Raw genomic sequence first — 17,348 nt, forward strand, 5'->3', positions numbered from 1 at the left:
GCCGTGAAGCTGTTGCGGCGGCTGCGCGAGACCGGCTCGATGGTGCCAGAGCGGATCGGCGGCCATCGTCGTCCGGTCCTCGAGGCGCATCAGGATCTGCTGCGATCCCTGGTGGACGCCAAGTCCGGCATCACGCTGGCCGAGATCCAAGCCGAACTGCGCACCCGCGGGATCGAGGTGCAGGCGCTCTCGACCATTCATCTCATGCTCAAGCGAATGGGCCTGACGCACAAAAAAAGACACTCTGGGCGGCCGAGCAGGACCGGCCGGATGTAGCCCAGGAGCGCCACCGCTTTCGCGTCTGGCAACGCTTTATGGATGCAAGCCGCTTTGTGTTCCTGGACGAGACCGGCACGGCCACCAACATGACGGGCCGTTACGGCAGGGCGCCGCGGGGACAGCGGGTGATCGATGCGGTGCCGCACGGGCACTGGCTGACCACCACCTTTGTGGCAGGCCTGCGCGAGGACAGGATCATCGCACCGCTCGTCGTAGATGGCCCGATGCGAGGCGAGATCTTCCGGGCCTATGTCGAGCAAATGCTGGCGCCGGCTCTCTCGTCCGGCGATGTCGTCGTGCTCGACAACCTTGCAACTCACAAGGTGGCCGGTGTCGAGGAGGCGATCCGAGCCGTCGGGGCAAGCCTGCTGTATCTGCCACCCTACAGCCCCGATCTCAATCCGATCGAGCAACTTTTCGCCAAGCTCAAGGCGCTCCTGCGCAAAGCGGGCGCACGCACCAAGGAAGCGCTTTGGGAAACCATCGGTGAACTGCTCAATGCGTTCTCGCCCGAGGAGTGTCGCAACTACCTCAGGAACTGCGGATATGAGCCCGTCTAAATCGAATCTGCTCTAGGAGGCTCAAGCCTTCGCGATGACGTTGGCCCTGTACGAGCAGGGCCTGTTTACCTGGACGGAATGGGCCGCAGCACTGTCGGCCGCGATCAAGCGCGCCCAGGCGGCGGGGGAGTGCGACGACGGTTCGACCTACTATCAGCACTGGCTGGCTGCAATCGAGCAGTTGGTCAGGGACAAGGGGATTGCAAGTGAACAGGCCCTGGCGGAACGGCGGGACGCTTGGGATCGGGCGGCACACGCGACCCCGCATGGTCAACCGATTTTGCTCGCGAACGATCCACTCCGGTAGTTTGTGAGCCAGGACCGCGTGCAAGGCGATGCTGCTGTGCGTCGTGGGCTGACCTCAACGTGCGAGGGATGCACCCACTCCCCAAAGAGCGTCGAGTGTACCCTGCTCCCAACTTCCATATCACAACGCCACATCTATCTCAGTTGCTGCTGATAGCCTTCAGCAACCATGCTCCCACCGTCAGTGACGCATAGCAGGGTTTCCGCTTTCGCGAGCAAAGCCGACATCCAGGTAATCACGGCTCAGTTTGACCCCGAGCTGACCCTCGACGCATGGCTTCTCTACGGGTATGCGCCAGCAATCATGCGGAAGTCTGGGAGGGCTCGATCCCAAACCCATTCTCTTCGGGTTGATCAGGGTCGAAGCCCCATCCTGTCGGAACGACGCCTCAGAGGCTGCGTTGGTCGGGCGAAGAGGAGACATGACATGTCCTGGGACAAAGCCGAACAGGTGAACATCGCGGCCAAGGAGATGCGCCAGGCCGCGGATGAACCAACACTCGAACCTTCGTTCGATCCACTCGTGAACATGACGCACGCGGCCGCGAAGGAAGACCACGATCTCGAAGACCTCGGACCCATGTCCCCGGGGCATGGCCGAGAGGATCAAGCGGGAGCGAAGCAACAAGACGTGATCCTGAAGATCCCGGCGATTTCCATGGGGCGGGTGTCGTTCCGTCCTCACCGCTATTACGCGTGCGATGCCCCTCGCTTCGCCAACAGGTGACGAGCGATGTAGAGATCCTGGATCGACAGCCCCGAGCTGTCGAAGACCGTGATCTCCTGTTCGGAGTGGCGACCAGGGTGCCGCCCCGCCAGGACTTCGCCGATGGCAATGAGATCAGCCCCATCCAGGGCATGCTGGAACTCGCCGATCACGCGGGATCGACCTGGCAGGTCTTAGAACAAGGTCGCACTGGCAAGAAGGCGCCAGTTCGACACGGTGGCGGGACAGACCTGCAAGCGGCGGGCGATCTCGACCTGAGGAAGGTCGCCGTGCGCGCAGGCACCAAGAACACGCTCACGCAGATCAGGAGAATAGAGCTGCGGCATGGCTTGCCTCCCGGGCCATATCCCAGTCAACGCACAGATCACCCGGATGGGTTCAAGCTCAGATCAAAAGCGCTTTAATGTGACGATGCTCGTCCGTGCAAGCGTCCTATACTCTAGTACCGCACCATTGATGACGGCGTGCAATGCCATTGCTAAGTGAGGGCACGAGCTTTTTTGCTGGACCCAAGGGGTGTACATCTCCTGCCGTGAGGCCCGCTCACGGCAGGAGATCATTTCAGGCGGGAAGCTTCCCAGCTCACGCCCGTTAAAGCACGAACCATCCCTTGCTGAAGTCCATGGCCCCTTTGAGCTTAATCACGCCTTCCGCCGTCTTGTCGCTGTCGGTGTTGAGGTAGACATAGGTGTCCTTGCCGGACTTCTCGTAGCGCACCTGACCGGCCTTGGTGAAAGCGTCCTTGCCGATGAAGCTGAAGGCCTGATCGCCCTTCTTCTTCGTGTCGGTATCGATCAGCTTCAGGTCGATCTTATCTCCTCCCTTACCGGAGAAGTCCGTGATGTAGTCCGCCGTGCTCTTGCTCGTGCCCGTGTCCTTGCTGGCAAACATGAACACGTCCTTGCCGGTACCGCCGGTCAGCGTATCCTGACCGGTGCCGCCAATGATCCTGTCGTTGCCGGTGCCGCCGTTGATCTTGTCCTTGCCGCCGCCGCCATCCAGGCTGTCGTTGCCGGCGCCGCCAGAGAGATTATCGGTACCGGATCCGCCCGAGACCGTGTCGTTGCCAGCAGTGCCGGTCGTGGTCTCTTTCACGATGTCCTGGAGCACGATGGTCAGGGCCTTACTATAGCTGACACCGGTTGCATCGGTGGCTTGCACGACAACTTGGTGGCTCGTGGCCTGCTCGTAATCCAGGAGAGATCCGTTCTTGATTACAATGGACTTGCTGTCAGCTCCTAGCATGAAGCGACCGCCGGCATCGTCGAGGAGGCCGAAGATGAAGGCGGCATCCCCATCGGGATCGAAGGCAGCCAGCGAGCCGACAGCCGTTCCTGAACTCGCGTTTTCGGCTACGGCGGCATTCGACAGGATGATGTCTGATGGAGCGTCATTGACCGGGGTGAGATTCAAGGTGAAGGCCTTCGCCTCACTCTTGTCCCCAACAGCGTCCACCACTTCGTACTCGAATGCGACCGTGCCATGGAAATTTGCGGCTGGAGTATACGTGAAGGTGCCGTCTGGGTTGAAATCCAAGCCCGCCACAGGCGAGACCAGCTGATAGGTCAGGTCGTCCCCATCCACATCTGTTCCCGCTGGCACTTGGCCGGTGATGATTCTATCTTCAACTCCCGAGGCGCTGTTGCCCGATGCCCCCGCAAGCGGCGCGTCGTTGACAGCTTCCACTGCCAGCCTGAGGCTCGATAGGGCAACAAGAACGTCGTTGCGGGCTACTATTGTCAGATCGATTACACCGTTGAAGTTCAGCGGCGGGGTGCCTGAGAAGGTTCTCGTCTCAGTATCGAACGTGAGCCATCCTGGCAAAACCGTTCCGCCCGCCAGGGAAATTGAGTAGTCAAGTCCTTCTGCCTGGTTAGGATCGAAACCTTCAGGGATTTGGAACGACCAATGCTCGTCTTCACCGATGCTCTGGTCTTCAAGCTTGATGGTATTCAGCCGGGCTGTCCCGTCCCAGAATTGAAGTAGTTCAATCCCTTCGATTGTATCCTGGCCGTCTCCACCCTCCCGCTGATCCGTGATGAGGATGGTACCGTCGCGATGAATTTCGAATATGTAATCGGCTCGAGAGCCCCTGAAGACTGCAGTATCGCCGTCGCCGTCGCCGCCCTGAAGCGTGTCGTTTCCGGCACTGCCCTCCAGTCGGTCGTTGCCATCACCTCCCGACAAACTATCGTCGCCCGCACCTCCCCACATACTGTCGTTGCCCGCCCCGGTGGCGACCACGTCGTCGGCAGTCCCGACCTCGACCAGGTCGGCACCTGCGCCCGTGGTGACGGTGAAGCGCTCCACGCCCGAGTGATACAGACGGCTCGAGTTGTCGATGTAGGAGGTGCCGTAGTAGCCGTCGGTGCCCTGGCCGGAGCTGCCGGCAAAGTGCGCTCCCACCGTCAGATCCGACCAGTCCACGATCAGGTGGTCGTCCGTGCCGGTGCCCATGTAGACGGCATCGGAGGCGGTATCCCCTTGCGTCGTGCCGGCAAAGACAGACACCGTGTCAGAGCCATCGTGGGTGTAGACCGTGTCCGCCCCGATGCTGGCGTCACCGTGCAGGGTGATCACATCGTTAAAGGCACCCGTGCCCGTCCGGAACTCTTCCAGACGCTCGACGCTCTTCACATAGCGCCCATCCGCCAGCACCGTGTTGCTGGCGTTGAGATCAAGCACGATCGCCTGCGTCACATCTGACCAGTCCGCCTTCCAGGTGTCTGTGCCCGTGCCACCGTCCACCTGGTCCTTGCCCGTGCCCGAGCGGATGGTGTCGTTGCCCGCCCCGGTGGCGACCACGTCGTCGGCAGTCCCGACCTCGACCAGGTCGGCACCTGCGCCCGTGGTGACGGTGAAGCGCTCCACGCCCGAGTGATACAGACGGCTCGAGTTGTCGATGTAGGAGGTGCCGTAGTAGCCGTCGGTGCCCTGGCCGGAGCTGCCGGCAAAGTGCGCTCCCACCGTCAGATCCGACCAGTCCACGATCAGGTGGTCGAAGCCCTCGCCGCCATATGCCTGATCGGAAAGTGTATCGTCCTTTGTCGCACCGCTGTGGCCCGATACGATTGTGTCGTCTCCAGCCAGACCGCTTAAGAAGTTGGCGCCCCTATTGCCGACCAGCACATTGTCGAGGCTGTTGCCGGTAAGGTTGACGCCGTGCACGTCATCCGCGAGCGTCACGTTCTCAACCTGAGCGCCCCACTCAGTGTCGAGCGAGAAGGTCGAGCCGGTCGAAAGCCCACCCGTCAACAGATGGATCTCGTCCGTTCCATTGTCGGCCACCTCCAGGACGCGATCGCCCAGGCTGTCGAACACATAGGTATCGTTGCCGGCACCTCCCCCGAGCGTATCAGCGCCACCACTGCCGTTGAGGGTATCTGCGCCGTCCGTGCCTATGATCAGGTTTTTATCCGAATTTCCTGTTCCGACCCGGGCCGGGCCCGTCAGCACGAGTTCCTCGATCCCGCTGCCCTCCGCCAGGGTGGTGTTGACGGATGAGATGACACGGTCATAGCCGCCTGCATCCGCTCCATCATGATCATGAACGGAATCGCCCTGATGATTGACGAGGTACAGATCGTCTCCCGCTCCCCCTTTGAGAACATCGGCACCCTCGCCGCCGTCGAGCGTATCGTTGCCGCCACCCCCGTAGAGCGTGTCTTCGTCGAGGCCGCCAAGAAGGTTGTCCACGCCCTCGCCGCCGAGAAGGACATCGTTTCCGGCGCGCCCCTCCAGACGGTCATCTCCCAGCAAGCCGAGGAAGATGTCCGATCCGGCGCTCCCGAGCATGGTGTCATTGCCGATGTTCGAGCCTTCGAACACCTCGACGTTCAAGTAGGCGTCGCCTTCGGCGTCCCCACCGCTAGCTTGGCCCTTCTCCCGGTCGATGAAGATGGCTGCCGTCGAATTCTCGTAAGTCACGATGTCGAAATCGGCACCACCGTCCAAGATGTCGGCACCCGCACCACCGTCGAGGACGTCATCCCCGTCCTGCCCGTCGAGCCGATCCCCTCCGTCGCGCCCATGAAGATAATCGCGACCGTCTCCTCCTCTGATCACATCGGCAGCCGCGCCACCATAAAGGTAATCTGTGCCGCTACCGCCATCGAGCGTCGCAGAGATGTCGAGACTGGCGGCAAGCAGTATCGCGTCATCGCCCGCGCCACCGTTCGCCACAATTCCGGTAATGTCGGTAAACTGCTGCGAGCGCGAGAAGGCGAGCACGGAGACCGTGCCGGAGCTGCCTCCGATTTCGAAGCTTTCGTCGCCATCGCTCGTGTTGGACGTTGCCCTGTATTGGGCGCGATCGCCGATGTTGAGAACGAGGGTCGTTCCCTCAATCGTGCCGAGATCCGGCGGCGGAGGCGGAGTGTCTCCCACTGCGACCGGAGGAACGTCAGAGAACGAGAAGCCGCCCAGGGTGTAGCGCGGTGAGTTGTAGCGCCAGAGGTCATAGCCGGCCACGTTCACGAACGCGGCGAAGCCCGCCGTGATCTGGCCCGACATGTCGAAGATGCCGAAAGGATTGGTCAGAAGGGCATTACCCATCTCGTCGAGATAGATCTTCCCGTCCGCAGGGGTTCCATTGACGATATCGTTGAGGTTCAGAAGGATTTGACCGGCAATGTTGCCGGCCCCGCCGACCGTCGCGAGGGGAATCGATGCGCTGACGGCGAGCTGGAGCAGGACAGACAGCGACGCCTCAGGGAGGTCCCCACCAGCTCCCTGCTGATCGCTGACAAAGAAGCCGTTGAAGACCCTCGCGTAATCCGTGTAACCGCTTGCTTTGAACTGCAGGAGGCCGCGGGTGTCGAAACCGAAGGCCATGTCCATGGCAACATCGATCGCGCCTTCGAGCTTGATGTCAATCCCTGGAACGACAGGGAAAATGGCCAGGTCGGCGAGGTCGCCGAGAGGGCTTCCGTCAGGGCCAAGGTCGCCACCGAAATTGAACGAGAGTGCCGGCAGGTCGAGCGAGAACAGGTCTGCCTGTCCACCCAGGAGGAAATGGAAGGCCTCCATCGGATTGGTCAGGATCGGGAACTTGAAGAAGTCGCCGAGGAGCATGTCCTCAAGGATGTCCTGGCCGCTTTGTCCACGGCCATCGACAGCGCTGTAGCCCCCACCCGTCAGGCCGCCCAGGAACGTGGCGAGGTTGGGGATATTGCCGACGGCATTCAGAGCATCGGGAGCAATTCCTTCGAGAAAGACCGCAGCATCCCGGATGTCCTCCAAGATCTCAAACGAGCCGAGATCGTATTCGTCGGGACCGAAGGTCTTGTCCTGGAAGAAGGCGGCCCAGTCGACGATATCATCGACGAGTTCGATGAACCCGACCGCAGCCGTCAGGTTGGCACTCGGCTGCGCCATCTTGACGAAGTCGATGAGCGTGATCTTCCCGTCGGCTGCATCAATGCCGCCGACGTCCGCACCCGCCTTGTCGAAGACCCCTTCCCAATTGGGGAACACTTTCAGGAAAGTCAGGTCGGTCCTGAAGATGGCCAGCGCCTGATCGATCGGCTGGAGGACCGGGTCGAGATGAGCGAGGATTGGCTTGATGAAGTCTTCGATGAAGGTGCCAAAGTCATAGCTGACATTATTGAACACGACCTTTGGCGTGCCGCCGAAGGCCTGACCGCCATCCGGGTTGACGGTCGAGTTGTTGAACGCCCAGTCAACGGCGAGGTCGGCACTGATCTTGGGTAGATTGGCGGCACCCATATCCCCTGACAGATGGATGTCGATATCTGCCTGGCCGGTGAAGGTAGCATCGAGGACGTCGACCCCGTTGTCGACCTCCGACAACCTCAACTTGCCATCTGCATCCGCCTTAAGGTCGACGGTGAACGCCCCTGTCACCAACGAACCCATATCTGTGGCGTTGAAGTTGAGAAAACCAAGCGATGCATCGGCCGCAAGCTGCGGAGCCGTGACGCTTATCCCGAGCGCCAGTTCTGGCGCTCCGCCATTCGTCACAAGATAGAAGGCGTCGGTTCCGCTAGCATCCGCACCCACAGTGAAGTTGAACTGACAGGAGAGATCGACCTGGACCTGGCCGGACGTGTTGATCCCTAGGCCCCCGAGGCCTAGGTCGGAGGCGAGATCGAGCGTGATGTTTCTCGCCTCGTCACAGGTGAAATTGATTTGAACATCCGTCCCGCTAACGACGACGTCGGCAACAGTCTTGAGGAAGTCGGCGGCTTTCAGCGCGTCATTGATAGCCGTCTCAATCTGCGCCTCAGCGTATTCGGGTAGGTTATTCAGATCGTTCAGCGCCTTGAATATCGTTTCCTTCAGATCGCGGATCTGGTTGACGGTCGATTCCGCCTTGTCAAAAGCCTCCTTCAGTTTGTCTCCGACAAAGGGCAGCTTTTGCGCCAGAACTTGGACGGAAAGAGCTTTCTCGATATAGCTCAGCGCTTTGTCTACGCCCGCTTTCAGTTGAGCAACTTTTTCAGCAGCAACCAGCGTCATTCTAACCCCCACCCGCGTCTTCTAATTGCAATATTGTTCTATTAAGATCCGAGCCCTGGATCGCTTCCGATTGCCCAAAGTCGATGGTTTTGACGGGCCGTATGACGCGCCTGAACGGAAGGCGCCCTTAAGGTTTCAAAAACCAGAAATCGGGTCATGACCCTCTGGGGAGCAGGCGATATCGTGCTGCGCCAGAAGCGGCAGACCTGCTCGTTCCTTCGCCACCCGCTCATCCCTGCTGCCCCATGCCTGTCGGCTCAGCGAGATGTCTCTATTCCCCGACAACTTCTTCTTCCATAGGCCGGCTGACGATTCTCAATATGGGTCGCACCGCAGCCGGATATGGCGCCGTCGGAGGAAGCACATCACCGCTTTTTATTAGCTCAGTGAGCTATAATTGGTAAATGGTCTATGCGTCAACCTGCGCCTCCCTTAGGATTGTGTCTGTGGTTACTAGGTTGCGCGATGAGAATACGGCTCCGGCCCGGACTGACCCTTGCTCACGCAATGCTCTGTGCGGCTCTCCTGTTTCAGGTTATCGGAACACTTTCGGCACAAGAGCAGTCTCTGGGGAGAGCGTCACACCCGGAGAGAATATTTATCGGTTCAAGGGCTGATCATTTCGTCGATCCAACCGGTCAGTCGACGATCGAGACCGTTGCCGCCAATCCTTCGCTCTTCACACCGGCAAACGGTCGGACCGCCAATCGTGGGGTCAGCCCATCCAGAGGTGCTGCCTTCTGGCTTCGGTTGCGGATGCCCAACCTCACTCTCGAGAATAGTTGGGTGATATCACTCCACGAGTCGCGGATTGCCCATGCTGTTCTCTTTGTTCCGGCAGAGGTCGGATGGCGTTCATTCGACTGGAATCCGAAAGACGACTATGCCGCAGGACGAGAACTCCTGCGCTATCCCGCGTTTCACGTCGACGCTGCATCCATTGCGGGGCAGGAGATCTTCATTCGCGTAGAGACAAATTCCTCCATGCGAGCCGTGCTTTGGTTGGAGACCGAGCGAACCTATGCGGCAACCTACGGGGACCAATCCCTCGCTTTCGGCGGATTGATAGGTGCCCTGACAGCACTCTTTGCCTACCTTCTCGCCATCGGCTGGGCCCTCAAAGATGGAGCGCTGCTTCGGTTGAGTGCGCTCGTTCTGTCCTTCATGGTGTACGTCGTAGCGGATAAGGCCTTTCTGGAGACCGCTCTGGTTCCCGGAGCATTCGATCTGTCCCGCATGGCATCGCTGTCGGGCAGCCTTCTGACCTTCGCAGCGTGGCTCTCCTTCGAGGCATGCTATCTGAAGGTCCGAGCATACCGCCCCTTACTTAACCGAGTGATCAAGGTCGGGATCATCCTTCTCCTCATCTTTGGCGTTCAGGTCGTCATTGAGATCATGGCAGATGTTCGCATGATCCGCCTCTATTCGTCCTACATTGGCCTCGTCGCCCTGGCTGCGGGGGTTGGCCTAGCACTGGCGATGATGCGCTATGAATGGCGCCGTTCCCTGGTATTCCTTTTGTGCTGGCTTCCCGCGATTGCCGGCGGATCAGCGAGGTTGCTGCTCGATGCGGCGGACAGCCTCGCTCCTCATCCTCTTGTGGTGAATGCCGTCTATTTGGGTGCGGGATTTTCGCTCCTGATTTTCGGCATTGTGACATCGCTCGATATCCAAGCCCGCGAGCGAAGGCTTCTCCGTGCGTCCCAATCCAGTGAGGCGCGCTTCCGCAGCTTTGCCGACAGCGCCTCGGATAGCTTCTGGGAAACCGATGCCAAGGGGCGCTTGGCCTATCTTGCGGGACAAATCGACAGTCAGACCCTGGGAGTTACTCACAAATCAGATTTCATCGAAAGCATGCGCGGCACCTCGCGTGCTTCCAGCACCCAGGGCCTTGCCGTCTTAGAAAAGGCTTTTCGCGAGCGAACCGGGTTCCGATCGGTTGTGCTGACAGTCCAGGAAAAATCCGGTTCGGACCGGTACCTGGCTGTCAGTGGAACTCCCTCCATCGACACCCAAGGCCGCTATTGTGGCCATCGCGGCATCTTTAGTGACGTCACAAAGGAGATGCTGTTGAACGAGCGGCAAATGCAGCAGCAGAAAATGGCCGCTCTTGGGCAACTCGCGGGCGGTGTCGCACACGAAATCAACAATCTTCTCCACCCGATCATCAATCTGACCCGGCGCGTTCGTGGCAGCTTCGACCCCACGGATGGAAGACGCTACCAGATGGGGATTGTTGAGGATGCAGGGCTCCGGGCCCAGGAGATCGTTGCAGGCATCCTGACAACAGTTCGCCCAACCCTGCAAACCAGTCCACTCGTGCCCTTCGATCAAGCTCTGGCAAAGGCGGTTGATGCAGTGAGGCCTGCGATCCCGGCAGCCGTGGAACTTGATGTCAAAATCGATCACATGGACACGTTCTCTGTCCCGCTCGGGGAGGTCCTTCAGGTTATCAGCAATCTGATCGCCAACGCGGTGCATGCCCTTAGGAGGGGAGGACGGATCGAGATCTCGCTCATCCGTCACGCGCAGCGGAATGGAGCCACTCTGTGCATTGCGGACGATGGGGAGGGTATGGACGCCGATACACGGAGGCAGGCGTTCGAGCCGTTCTTTACGACCAAATCCACGAGCGGGGGCACAGGACTTGGCCTAGCCCTCGTTTACAGGATAGTCACCGGCTGGGGAGCATCGATCGACATCCAGTCCGAAGTGAAACAGGGTACGAAGTTTGTCATCACACTCCCGGATGGACTAAGAAACACAAGAGAGGAAGCAAACGGCCATGCAGAGCCCATGTCGGATCCTGGTGATCGATGATGTCTTGGGAGTGCGCGAATCGATCCGCATCGCGCTGAGCGCCGCAGGCTATGAGGCCGAGGTCGCCGAAAACGGTCAGCAGGCTCTCGAGCTTCTGTCCTCCGGATCCTTTGATATCGTCGTAACCGATATATGGATGCCGGGCGTTGACGGAATCTCACTGATCAAGCGGCTTAGAAGCGAGCGACCGCACCTGCGGGTCTTTGCTATGACCGGCGGCGGACCACGAATGACGATCGAAACTGCCATGTCGCTGGCTGAGGTCTGGGGGGCTGAAGAAGTTTTTGTGAAGCCGTTCGACGAGGCGCTTCTGATCACAGCAATAGAGGGGAAAGGTCACTAAAACACTGGACTTAGAGGCGAAATCAACTTTTGAGGCTCATTCGATGTTTATCTTGCAAAGGAGCGCATCGTTGGTGGGAACAGCAGGCCCCCGTCATCGTAAACTAGGCTCATTTTCCGCAGGATACGCTAGATGCGCTCTCTGTCCTCACCCTGACCGGCTTGGAGGCGATGGACGATATGCTCCAGAGCGCTTGCAAGAGCCAGTCGCTGCTCTCCATCAAGTTCATCAATAGCCCTGGTGATGAGGTGGAGGGGGTCTTCAGCAAGCAGAGCACGTCCGGCTTCTGTCAATTCAACCTGTCGAGTGCGCCCTCGAGCACGCCCTTCGACATTGGTTACATAACCCTTTGCCATAAGAGTGCGGACTGTGCGGGTCACCGGGCCAACAGCGATGCCCTGAAACCGAGCAAGAGCGCTGGCGGTCCGTTGCGCTGGCTCGGCAGAAGCGAAGTAGCGCAGTGCCGTCCATTGGGCCGGAAACAGATCTGCCGCAAATCCGAGTGAATGCAGAGCCCGCGAGGTTTGATCGAGGAGGCGCGCTAGAGCGGCCGCTTGTTTCTTGGGTCTCGGTGGCAAAATGAGCTCTGGGTTTTGGAAGGCGTACTGTTACTCCTCTTAGCCCAGGATGGCAACAGTATCACGACTTCCGTTTCGCGAAGTTATTCAGCTACGAGTTGGTGGAACTCATTCCCCTGAAGATTGGCAAACTTGAGCTGACACCGAAGCAGGGTGCCCGATAGTGGTGACCGCTGTCACGCCGATCTGTAGGGTCGCCTCGGCTACTGCACAGAGACACAGCCGTCTTATCCGCCGAGACGACAGCCCACATTGAGCACACAGATCCCAAGCCGGTCATGATTGGAGTGCCAAGCCTCCATAACTCGTTTTGGCCGGTCCTACCTCAGGATCCTTCCCCTGCCGCGGCGGAAGGAAATCTGACGGGAGGACAGGGTGAGGGGGCTTTCTCGTTGGACATCAGGCAGCAGAAAGGCCTCCTCACCCGCCGTTGCCTGTGAGTGAGGAGGCCTCGTGTGCTCAGAAGTTTGTCTCATAACTGAGGATGGCATCTTTGAAGTGGGGTTTCGGCCGGTTTCAGATTGTTACACTTTCTTTATTTTTCAATGACTTATCGTTTCATGTTGTTGCACATTTATTCCTACAGTGGCAGAGTTTTGTGACCCCTATGTGACCCGAGTTCACAAAACTACTTCACGAATGCGCTGGACCGGCACCGTTCGAGAAGCCTGGACCGGTGGACCAGATCAAAGCTGCCCTTCGGCCATGCCGGTCCTCCCATTCTTCGCATCGGAGCGGTCTATCGATACCTGGGGAGACATCGTTTCCCACGTGGGATGCGATCGAGGAATGAAGGGGCGTTGCCTGATCCGGAGCGGGATGGTGGCTTTTTCGATCATGCCGACCACCTTGACTGCTCATGTGTGCGCGGATCTGCCCGCCGACACCTTACCCGGACAAGTGCGGGACCGAAGCAAGCCCGGCCGGCTGAAAGCTCCGGCAATGCTGGCAAAGTACAACAGCAGGCCACCGATGATAGCGAGGTTTTTGAACAACTGGATAGGTCGGGCTGATTGGGCCTCGGCCGGGAATGTCCAGAAGCTGTGACTGATCAGCGTCGCCACGAGCGTAAAGCCGGTCAGCAGGAGTGCGGTCAGGCGCGGAGCCACACGAGGGATCAGTGCGACAGGGCCGAGGATCTCGCCTGTCACAGCCAAGCCGGCGCGGAATCGGGCTCGCGGACCCGCAACGTTCCCAAACCGGCTTCGAGTCCATCTGGGCCAATGTCAGTGCGGAGTTATCCAAAGCTTTCGGCGGTGAGGTGCCACCGGTGAGACCCGACTGCACGCCGCCTTGTCGCGATGCCATGACAGGCGCCGCCGACCCATGTCAGGATCTCTTGTGAGCGGATAGCGCAGAGTTTAATACGCACCAGCGCTCTCGCGGGATGCCATCATTGGTTATGACGGTTTTCATTCAGGCAGCGATGTGCCGGGAGTACTGGCGGTGTCCGAGAGCCGGACGCGTTGTGGCCTGTGGAGTCTCCGGCGCGGCCACGCATGACAACGCCGTCAAGTTGTCTGACAACAATGCGATGAAGAACCAAGATGGTACCCTTGGCTACCTTTGTAACCGCCGGGGTGACCAGTGCGCCATTCTCGCTGTTCCGCCAGCAGCTCCCGGAGCCGAAAAACGTTATCCGGCAGCCCAGCCTGAGCCATGGTGCATAACGTCAGCCATGTTTCCCTGGGTTTTGTCAGAAAGGCCTGTCAACGCGAGCTTCATAACTGGTTTTCAGAAGCAGACAAAGGAGATTTCGAAAGAACGATTGTTACCCGATTTCGCGATCGGCTATGAGGCTTTCCAAATCTCAAGCATCTTTCCCGCGACATCATTGTAGCTTTCAGCGGACATCCACATTCGGCGGAACGTCTTGCGCATACCACCAAAGACGATGTTGTCGTTCCACCACACCCGCAACCAAGCGGGAACTTGGACTGCTATGGGGAGCTCCACGCTGAGACCGTTGCGCGCGTCTAACTTAAATTTCACTTCCAACGAGCGGGAGCGCTCCGTGTCTAGATTGCTGTAGGGCGCGAGCATCTCAAGCGCCCGCGCCCGCTCCACGGCGCTAAGGTCGCTGGTGCGATCTCCCTCGATACCGCCTCCACGGATTGCCTGAACAGCCTCGCGATAGCGTATTCCGTCAGGGGAATCCCGGAATTCCTTGGCCTTGTCGAGCAATTCCAACGTCGTTTTAGGAGCTCCCCTTCCGGATATGAGATACGGCAGAACGGGTGGGATCGAGCGTTGCATCACGACATTCGCTTTGCTGCCTTCGAGGCTTGCTTCCGCATGTTTGAAGATTGCTGCTTCTTCTTCACGCCCGACGCTTGGTGTGGTTTCGGGCGCTACCGTCAGCCCAAGCATCAGCCTCGACCGCTTTGGCTGTATGTAATGTGTGGTCTCACTGGCCTGTGCGAAACCGCTAAAGATGAAGCCACCCAGCAGAAATTGGGCGACAAGGCGCAGAGGTTCGTCAAGCTTTGCAAGCTTCTCCCTCTCCTCATCCGTTTGTTGGTCGCCAGCCCTAAGCTCCGGGTGCCAGTCGTAGCGCAAGGCATCAAGCTCGAAGAGCTGACCTGCCAATGGTGTCAGGCGATCGAACTCGAGCCGAGTGAGGCTGCGGAGAGCACCCGCTTTGATCGTTCGATAGACTTGGTAATCAATCGTTACATTACACAGTCGCGGACCAAGAAAGCTTTCGAGCGAGCGTGGAACGGTATCGGAGTCGAACGTATGGCCATAGTAGTCGATGAGCGGGATAGTATCGCGGGTAACGACGAGATCGAAGAACTCGACGAGGCTGCCGATGTTGTCCTTGAGCGCTGCCCCGACTTGTCGATCAACGCGCTGAAGACGATCCACACCGCTGAGGCCATTGAGGAAGATTTCCCCCGAGCGCAAGATCATCGGATCGGGCACGAACCCGATACGTTCAGCATAATCCTGCCAACCCTTGTAGCTGTTCTCAGAAATTCGCAGCTCGTCCATATCATCCGCTCTTCGATCAGTTTGTGCCGTGTTAGTGGGTACGCCGTTTTGCACCAGAGTCGGCGACGGCTTCAGCACGGTATCTGCAACCGTTGACGCTTCCGAAAATTTGTCCGCTTGTCCGCGGTGTTGGGGCACCAAGGCAGTGATCCCCTGTCGCGGGCGAGACTTTGGTACGTTCAACTCAGCTGGACGTACTTGCAACGTCCTCACACTCAGAAGCGCAAGATTCCTCAACAATGTCTCCGGACTTACATTGGGATACTGTCCGATTGGTGAAGGCCCAGAATCGCGGCCGGTGCCAACTCTCAACGAAGTGGGAACCTAGCGAATTTATCCAACAGGCAACTGGTCTCTAATCTCCTGCGGGATTTCATCGGAATCCCATGAGAGGCTCGTACCGGCAAGGTTTCCACCCTCAATATCTTGGATTTTGTTTTGTATGACTTGCATCTGCTCGTCGCTGAGGTCGCCTACCCGTGTCGCGACCGTGACGTCGCCACCGATGCTCTGAGCGACGGCCGCCGCGTAACCGTCTGGGTCGTTCCCGTCAGACGCCGGCGCGTATCTCTTGAATGCGTCCAATATGGACAAGTTCACATAAGCCGGTGTCTTCAGGAGCTTGGCAATTGCATCATATCCGGCACCCCACGTCGGAAAGATCAAGAAGTTATGCCAGTTGAACTTGCCTGGATACTGACCGAAGTCCGGACCACCAGGGACGCCAGTGATGTTTCCGGGATTGTTGTTCAACCAGGCGAAACTTCCCGGCTTGTTCCTCATGTGGGGCTGTCCACGCGCGACTTCCGTCTGATGAATAACGTATTGGAAAATATTGATGCCATTTCCTAAGTAATCATTTGGGTCGTTGGGGTTGGAGCCAGGAAACCACTGCGCCCTTGGAATGCTCTTATCAAGTGAGATGTTGCCATTCCAGTACCAGACATGTTGGCCTAATTCGAGTGTCATGATCCACCTCAAATTATGTGCAGGAACCTCGATCGCCCGCGGATTGTAGTGAAAGTCTCGGTTCGGTAAGGTCTTCTGCATACTGCGTCAGCTTTTCGGCTCCGATGTGGAACCTGCGAATCGAATACGATTACAAACTGAGGTGACGGCGCTATGGAGTTATACGCGACTTACTCGCAGGATGCATTTTACCATTAATACTCCACTGACCGGAGGTGTACCCGTGTATCGGATGGCCAAATTTGGGGTCCTTCGGAGTAATCGCAGTATCATTTGCAAACGTTTACTCAGATGCAAGCTGCTATTTAGTGGTAGAGGAATGTCTGCGCTCGTGTCTCGGTAGAGCCTGTGGTATCGTTTGCCCTCTGTTAGTGATTAGTGCGCAGCAGCAATTGACCTTGGTAGAATCCCAGCTCATGCCGCCTCGAATTGAGCGCCTACGTCGCAGTAAGTGTCAGTAATTGTTACCTGTTGTGGTAAAGTCTCAGCACGTTTGACGGAAATTGTTCGAGCCTTGACTAAGTGATGTGTCGGTCGAGCCAACCGGCGCAGTATTTCCCCTGAGATGTACTTTATGTGCACGGCAGCAGGCTGAAGCGATGTCGGGAGAAAGCCCATGTCCTCTGGAGTGGTGCAACAGCATGCTTCGGCAGATATCACGATTTCGGGTGTTGTCCGAGACTATGAGGGAAGCCCCATCAACGCAATCAAAGTCAGTGTTTACCGTGACACGGACTTTGTTGAAAAGGCATTCAGCGACGAGAATGGTCGGTACGAGGTGAGTATTTCACCCGGGAAGCCAGTTATTGTCTGGTTCGATACACATCCAACGCTCATCGATGCTGACAAATGGCATCCATCTGTCGTGTCATCTGTAAGTACGCAGGCATCTGTCTCACTTGATAGAAGCTTAGGACGGGTTGGCCACTCGCACGGTGTTGGCGCAGACCTTGATGCGCTCGCTGCTTACCAGTTTGCTGCCATGTTTATAGAACACGATCCTGGTTCTATATTCGATCTCTATCCGGCCTTGGCGCAACAGCGCATGAGCCAGCTAAAGGTTCCCACTCAGATCCTGCAGAAAGTCCACACAGATATCGTGAAGTTTTTTCAAGCCCGCGCTGAAGATCATACCTGAGGCATCTTTCTGCGAAGGGCCGCCCTACCGACTTGCAACGTGGGTGCCTTGAAGAAGCATCTTCTCCACGGAATACCCTCTCGAACTTGCGTATGAGTGATCATTCGGTCCCAAGCGTTTCTGATCTGCTGTAAAGAGTTTCTGTCGTCACCGG

10 protein-coding genes and 4 pseudogenes are annotated in these 17,348 nt (G+C 58.1%); 7 read left to right on the forward strand and 7 right to left on the reverse strand.

All coding sequences use genetic code 11. The features are described 5' to 3' along the window. The 4 genes and pseudogenes from ILT44_RS31095 to ILT44_RS23285 all read left to right on the forward strand — a co-directional run. Nucleotides 1-276, forward strand: a pseudogene (locus tag ILT44_RS31095) (hypothetical protein); the annotation flags it as partial. Between the two features lie 2 nt (nucleotides 277-278). Further along, nucleotides 279-839, forward strand: a pseudogene (locus ILT44_RS23275) (IS630 family transposase); the annotation flags it as partial. A gap of 28 nt (nucleotides 840-867) precedes the next feature. Next, nucleotides 868-1,146, forward strand: a pseudogene (locus ILT44_RS23280) (nitrile hydratase accessory protein); the annotation flags it as partial. A gap of 426 nt (nucleotides 1,147-1,572) precedes the next feature. Then, a complete protein-coding gene (locus tag ILT44_RS23285) occupies nucleotides 1,573-1,872 on the forward strand; it encodes a hypothetical protein (RefSeq protein WP_204241998.1) in 300 nt (99 codons plus the stop codon). Here ILT44_RS23285 and ILT44_RS23290 read toward each other — a convergent pair. The 3 genes from ILT44_RS23290 to ILT44_RS23300 all read right to left on the reverse strand — a co-directional run bounded on the left by ILT44_RS23290 (nucleotide 1,836) and on the right by ILT44_RS23300 (nucleotide 8,352). Then, entirely contained in the window at nucleotides 1,836-2,024 is a 189-nt protein-coding gene (locus tag ILT44_RS23290) for a hypothetical protein (RefSeq protein WP_204241999.1), read from the reverse strand. The genes ILT44_RS23285 and ILT44_RS23290 overlap by 37 nt on opposite strands. A 21-nt stretch (nucleotides 2,025-2,045) precedes the next feature. Then, nucleotides 2,046-2,198 (reverse strand): hypothetical protein, encoded by a 153-nt coding sequence (locus tag ILT44_RS23295; protein WP_204242000.1) that lies wholly within the window; start codon nucleotides 2,196-2,198, stop codon nucleotides 2,046-2,048. Between the two features lie 265 nt (nucleotides 2,199-2,463). Next, nucleotides 2,464-8,352, reverse strand: coding sequence for a putative Ig domain-containing protein (locus ILT44_RS23300; protein ID WP_204242001.1), 5,889 nt, complete (start codon nucleotides 8,350-8,352; stop codon nucleotides 2,464-2,466). A gap of 507 nt (nucleotides 8,353-8,859) precedes the next feature. Between ILT44_RS23300 and ILT44_RS23305 the strand changes: the two genes are divergently transcribed. Both ILT44_RS23305 and ILT44_RS23310 read left to right on the forward strand, forming a co-directional pair. Continuing rightward, nucleotides 8,860-11,172 (forward strand): ATP-binding protein, encoded by a 2,313-nt coding sequence (locus ILT44_RS23305; protein WP_239468476.1) that lies wholly within the window; start codon nucleotides 8,860-8,862, stop codon nucleotides 11,170-11,172. Then, the gene (locus ILT44_RS23310; protein WP_204242003.1) at nucleotides 11,162-11,515 is read left to right on the forward strand and encodes a response regulator; all 354 of its coding nucleotides are present in this window, start codon (nucleotides 11,162-11,164) and stop codon (nucleotides 11,513-11,515) included. The genes ILT44_RS23305 and ILT44_RS23310 overlap by 11 nt, the downstream gene beginning before the upstream one ends. A gap of 128 nt (nucleotides 11,516-11,643) precedes the next feature. On the opposite strand, the gene ILT44_RS32180 is transcribed toward ILT44_RS23310, so the two are convergent. From ILT44_RS32180 to ILT44_RS23330, 4 genes and pseudogenes are all read right to left on the reverse strand, one after another. Then, nucleotides 11,644-12,093, reverse strand: coding sequence for a MarR family transcriptional regulator (locus tag ILT44_RS32180; RefSeq protein ID WP_204242004.1), 450 nt, complete (start codon nucleotides 12,091-12,093; stop codon nucleotides 11,644-11,646). A gap of 857 nt (nucleotides 12,094-12,950) precedes the next feature. Next, nucleotides 12,951-13,286: pseudogene (locus ILT44_RS23320) on the reverse strand (DoxX family protein); the annotation flags it as partial. Nucleotides 13,287-13,884: 598 nt separating this feature from the next. Further along, nucleotides 13,885-15,087, reverse strand: a complete 1,203-nt coding sequence (locus tag ILT44_RS23325; RefSeq protein WP_204242006.1) for a hypothetical protein — start codon at nucleotides 15,085-15,087, stop codon at nucleotides 13,885-13,887. Nucleotides 15,088-15,420: 333 nt separating this feature from the next. Next, the gene (locus ILT44_RS23330) at nucleotides 15,421-16,056 is read right to left on the reverse strand and encodes a hypothetical protein (protein WP_204242007.1); all 636 of its coding nucleotides are present in this window, start codon (nucleotides 16,054-16,056) and stop codon (nucleotides 15,421-15,423) included. A gap of 616 nt (nucleotides 16,057-16,672) precedes the next feature. On the opposite strand from ILT44_RS23330, the gene ILT44_RS23335 reads away from it, so the two are divergent. After that, nucleotides 16,673-17,194 carry a carboxypeptidase-like regulatory domain-containing protein gene (locus tag ILT44_RS23335; protein WP_204242008.1) on the forward strand — a complete coding sequence of 174 codons (522 nt, stop codon included), beginning with the start codon at nucleotides 16,673-16,675 and terminating at the stop codon, nucleotides 17,192-17,194. The last annotated feature ends 154 nt before the right edge of the window (nucleotides 17,195-17,348 follow it).

Source organism: Microvirga arvi (genome assembly GCF_016892765.1).
GTDB lineage: Bacteria > Pseudomonadota > Alphaproteobacteria > Rhizobiales > Beijerinckiaceae > Microvirga > Microvirga arvi.

Bases quoted from the DNA above. Each gene is read 5' to 3' on its own strand.
- ILT44_RS23285 (WP_204241998.1), top strand. From the start codon at position 1,573: ATGTCCTGGGACAAAGCCGAACAGGTGAACATCGCGGCCAAGGAGATG.
- ILT44_RS23295 (WP_204242000.1), bottom strand. From the start codon at position 2,198: ATGCCGCAGCTCTATTCTCCTGATCTGCGTGAGCGTGTTCTTGGTGCC.
- ILT44_RS23300 (WP_204242001.1), bottom strand. From the start codon at position 8,352: ATGACGCTGGTTGCTGCTGAAAAAGTTGCTCAACTGAAAGCGGGCGTA.
- ILT44_RS23305 (WP_239468476.1), top strand. From the start codon at position 8,860: ATGCTCTGTGCGGCTCTCCTGTTTCAGGTTATCGGAACACTTTCGGCA.
- ILT44_RS23325 (WP_204242006.1), bottom strand. From the start codon at position 15,087: ATGGACGAGCTGCGAATTTCTGAGAACAGCTACAAGGGTTGGCAGGAT.
- ILT44_RS23330 (WP_204242007.1), bottom strand. From the start codon at position 16,056: ATGACACTCGAATTAGGCCAACATGTCTGGTACTGGAATGGCAACATC.
- ILT44_RS23335 (WP_204242008.1), top strand. From the start codon at position 16,673: ATGTCCTCTGGAGTGGTGCAACAGCATGCTTCGGCAGATATCACGATT.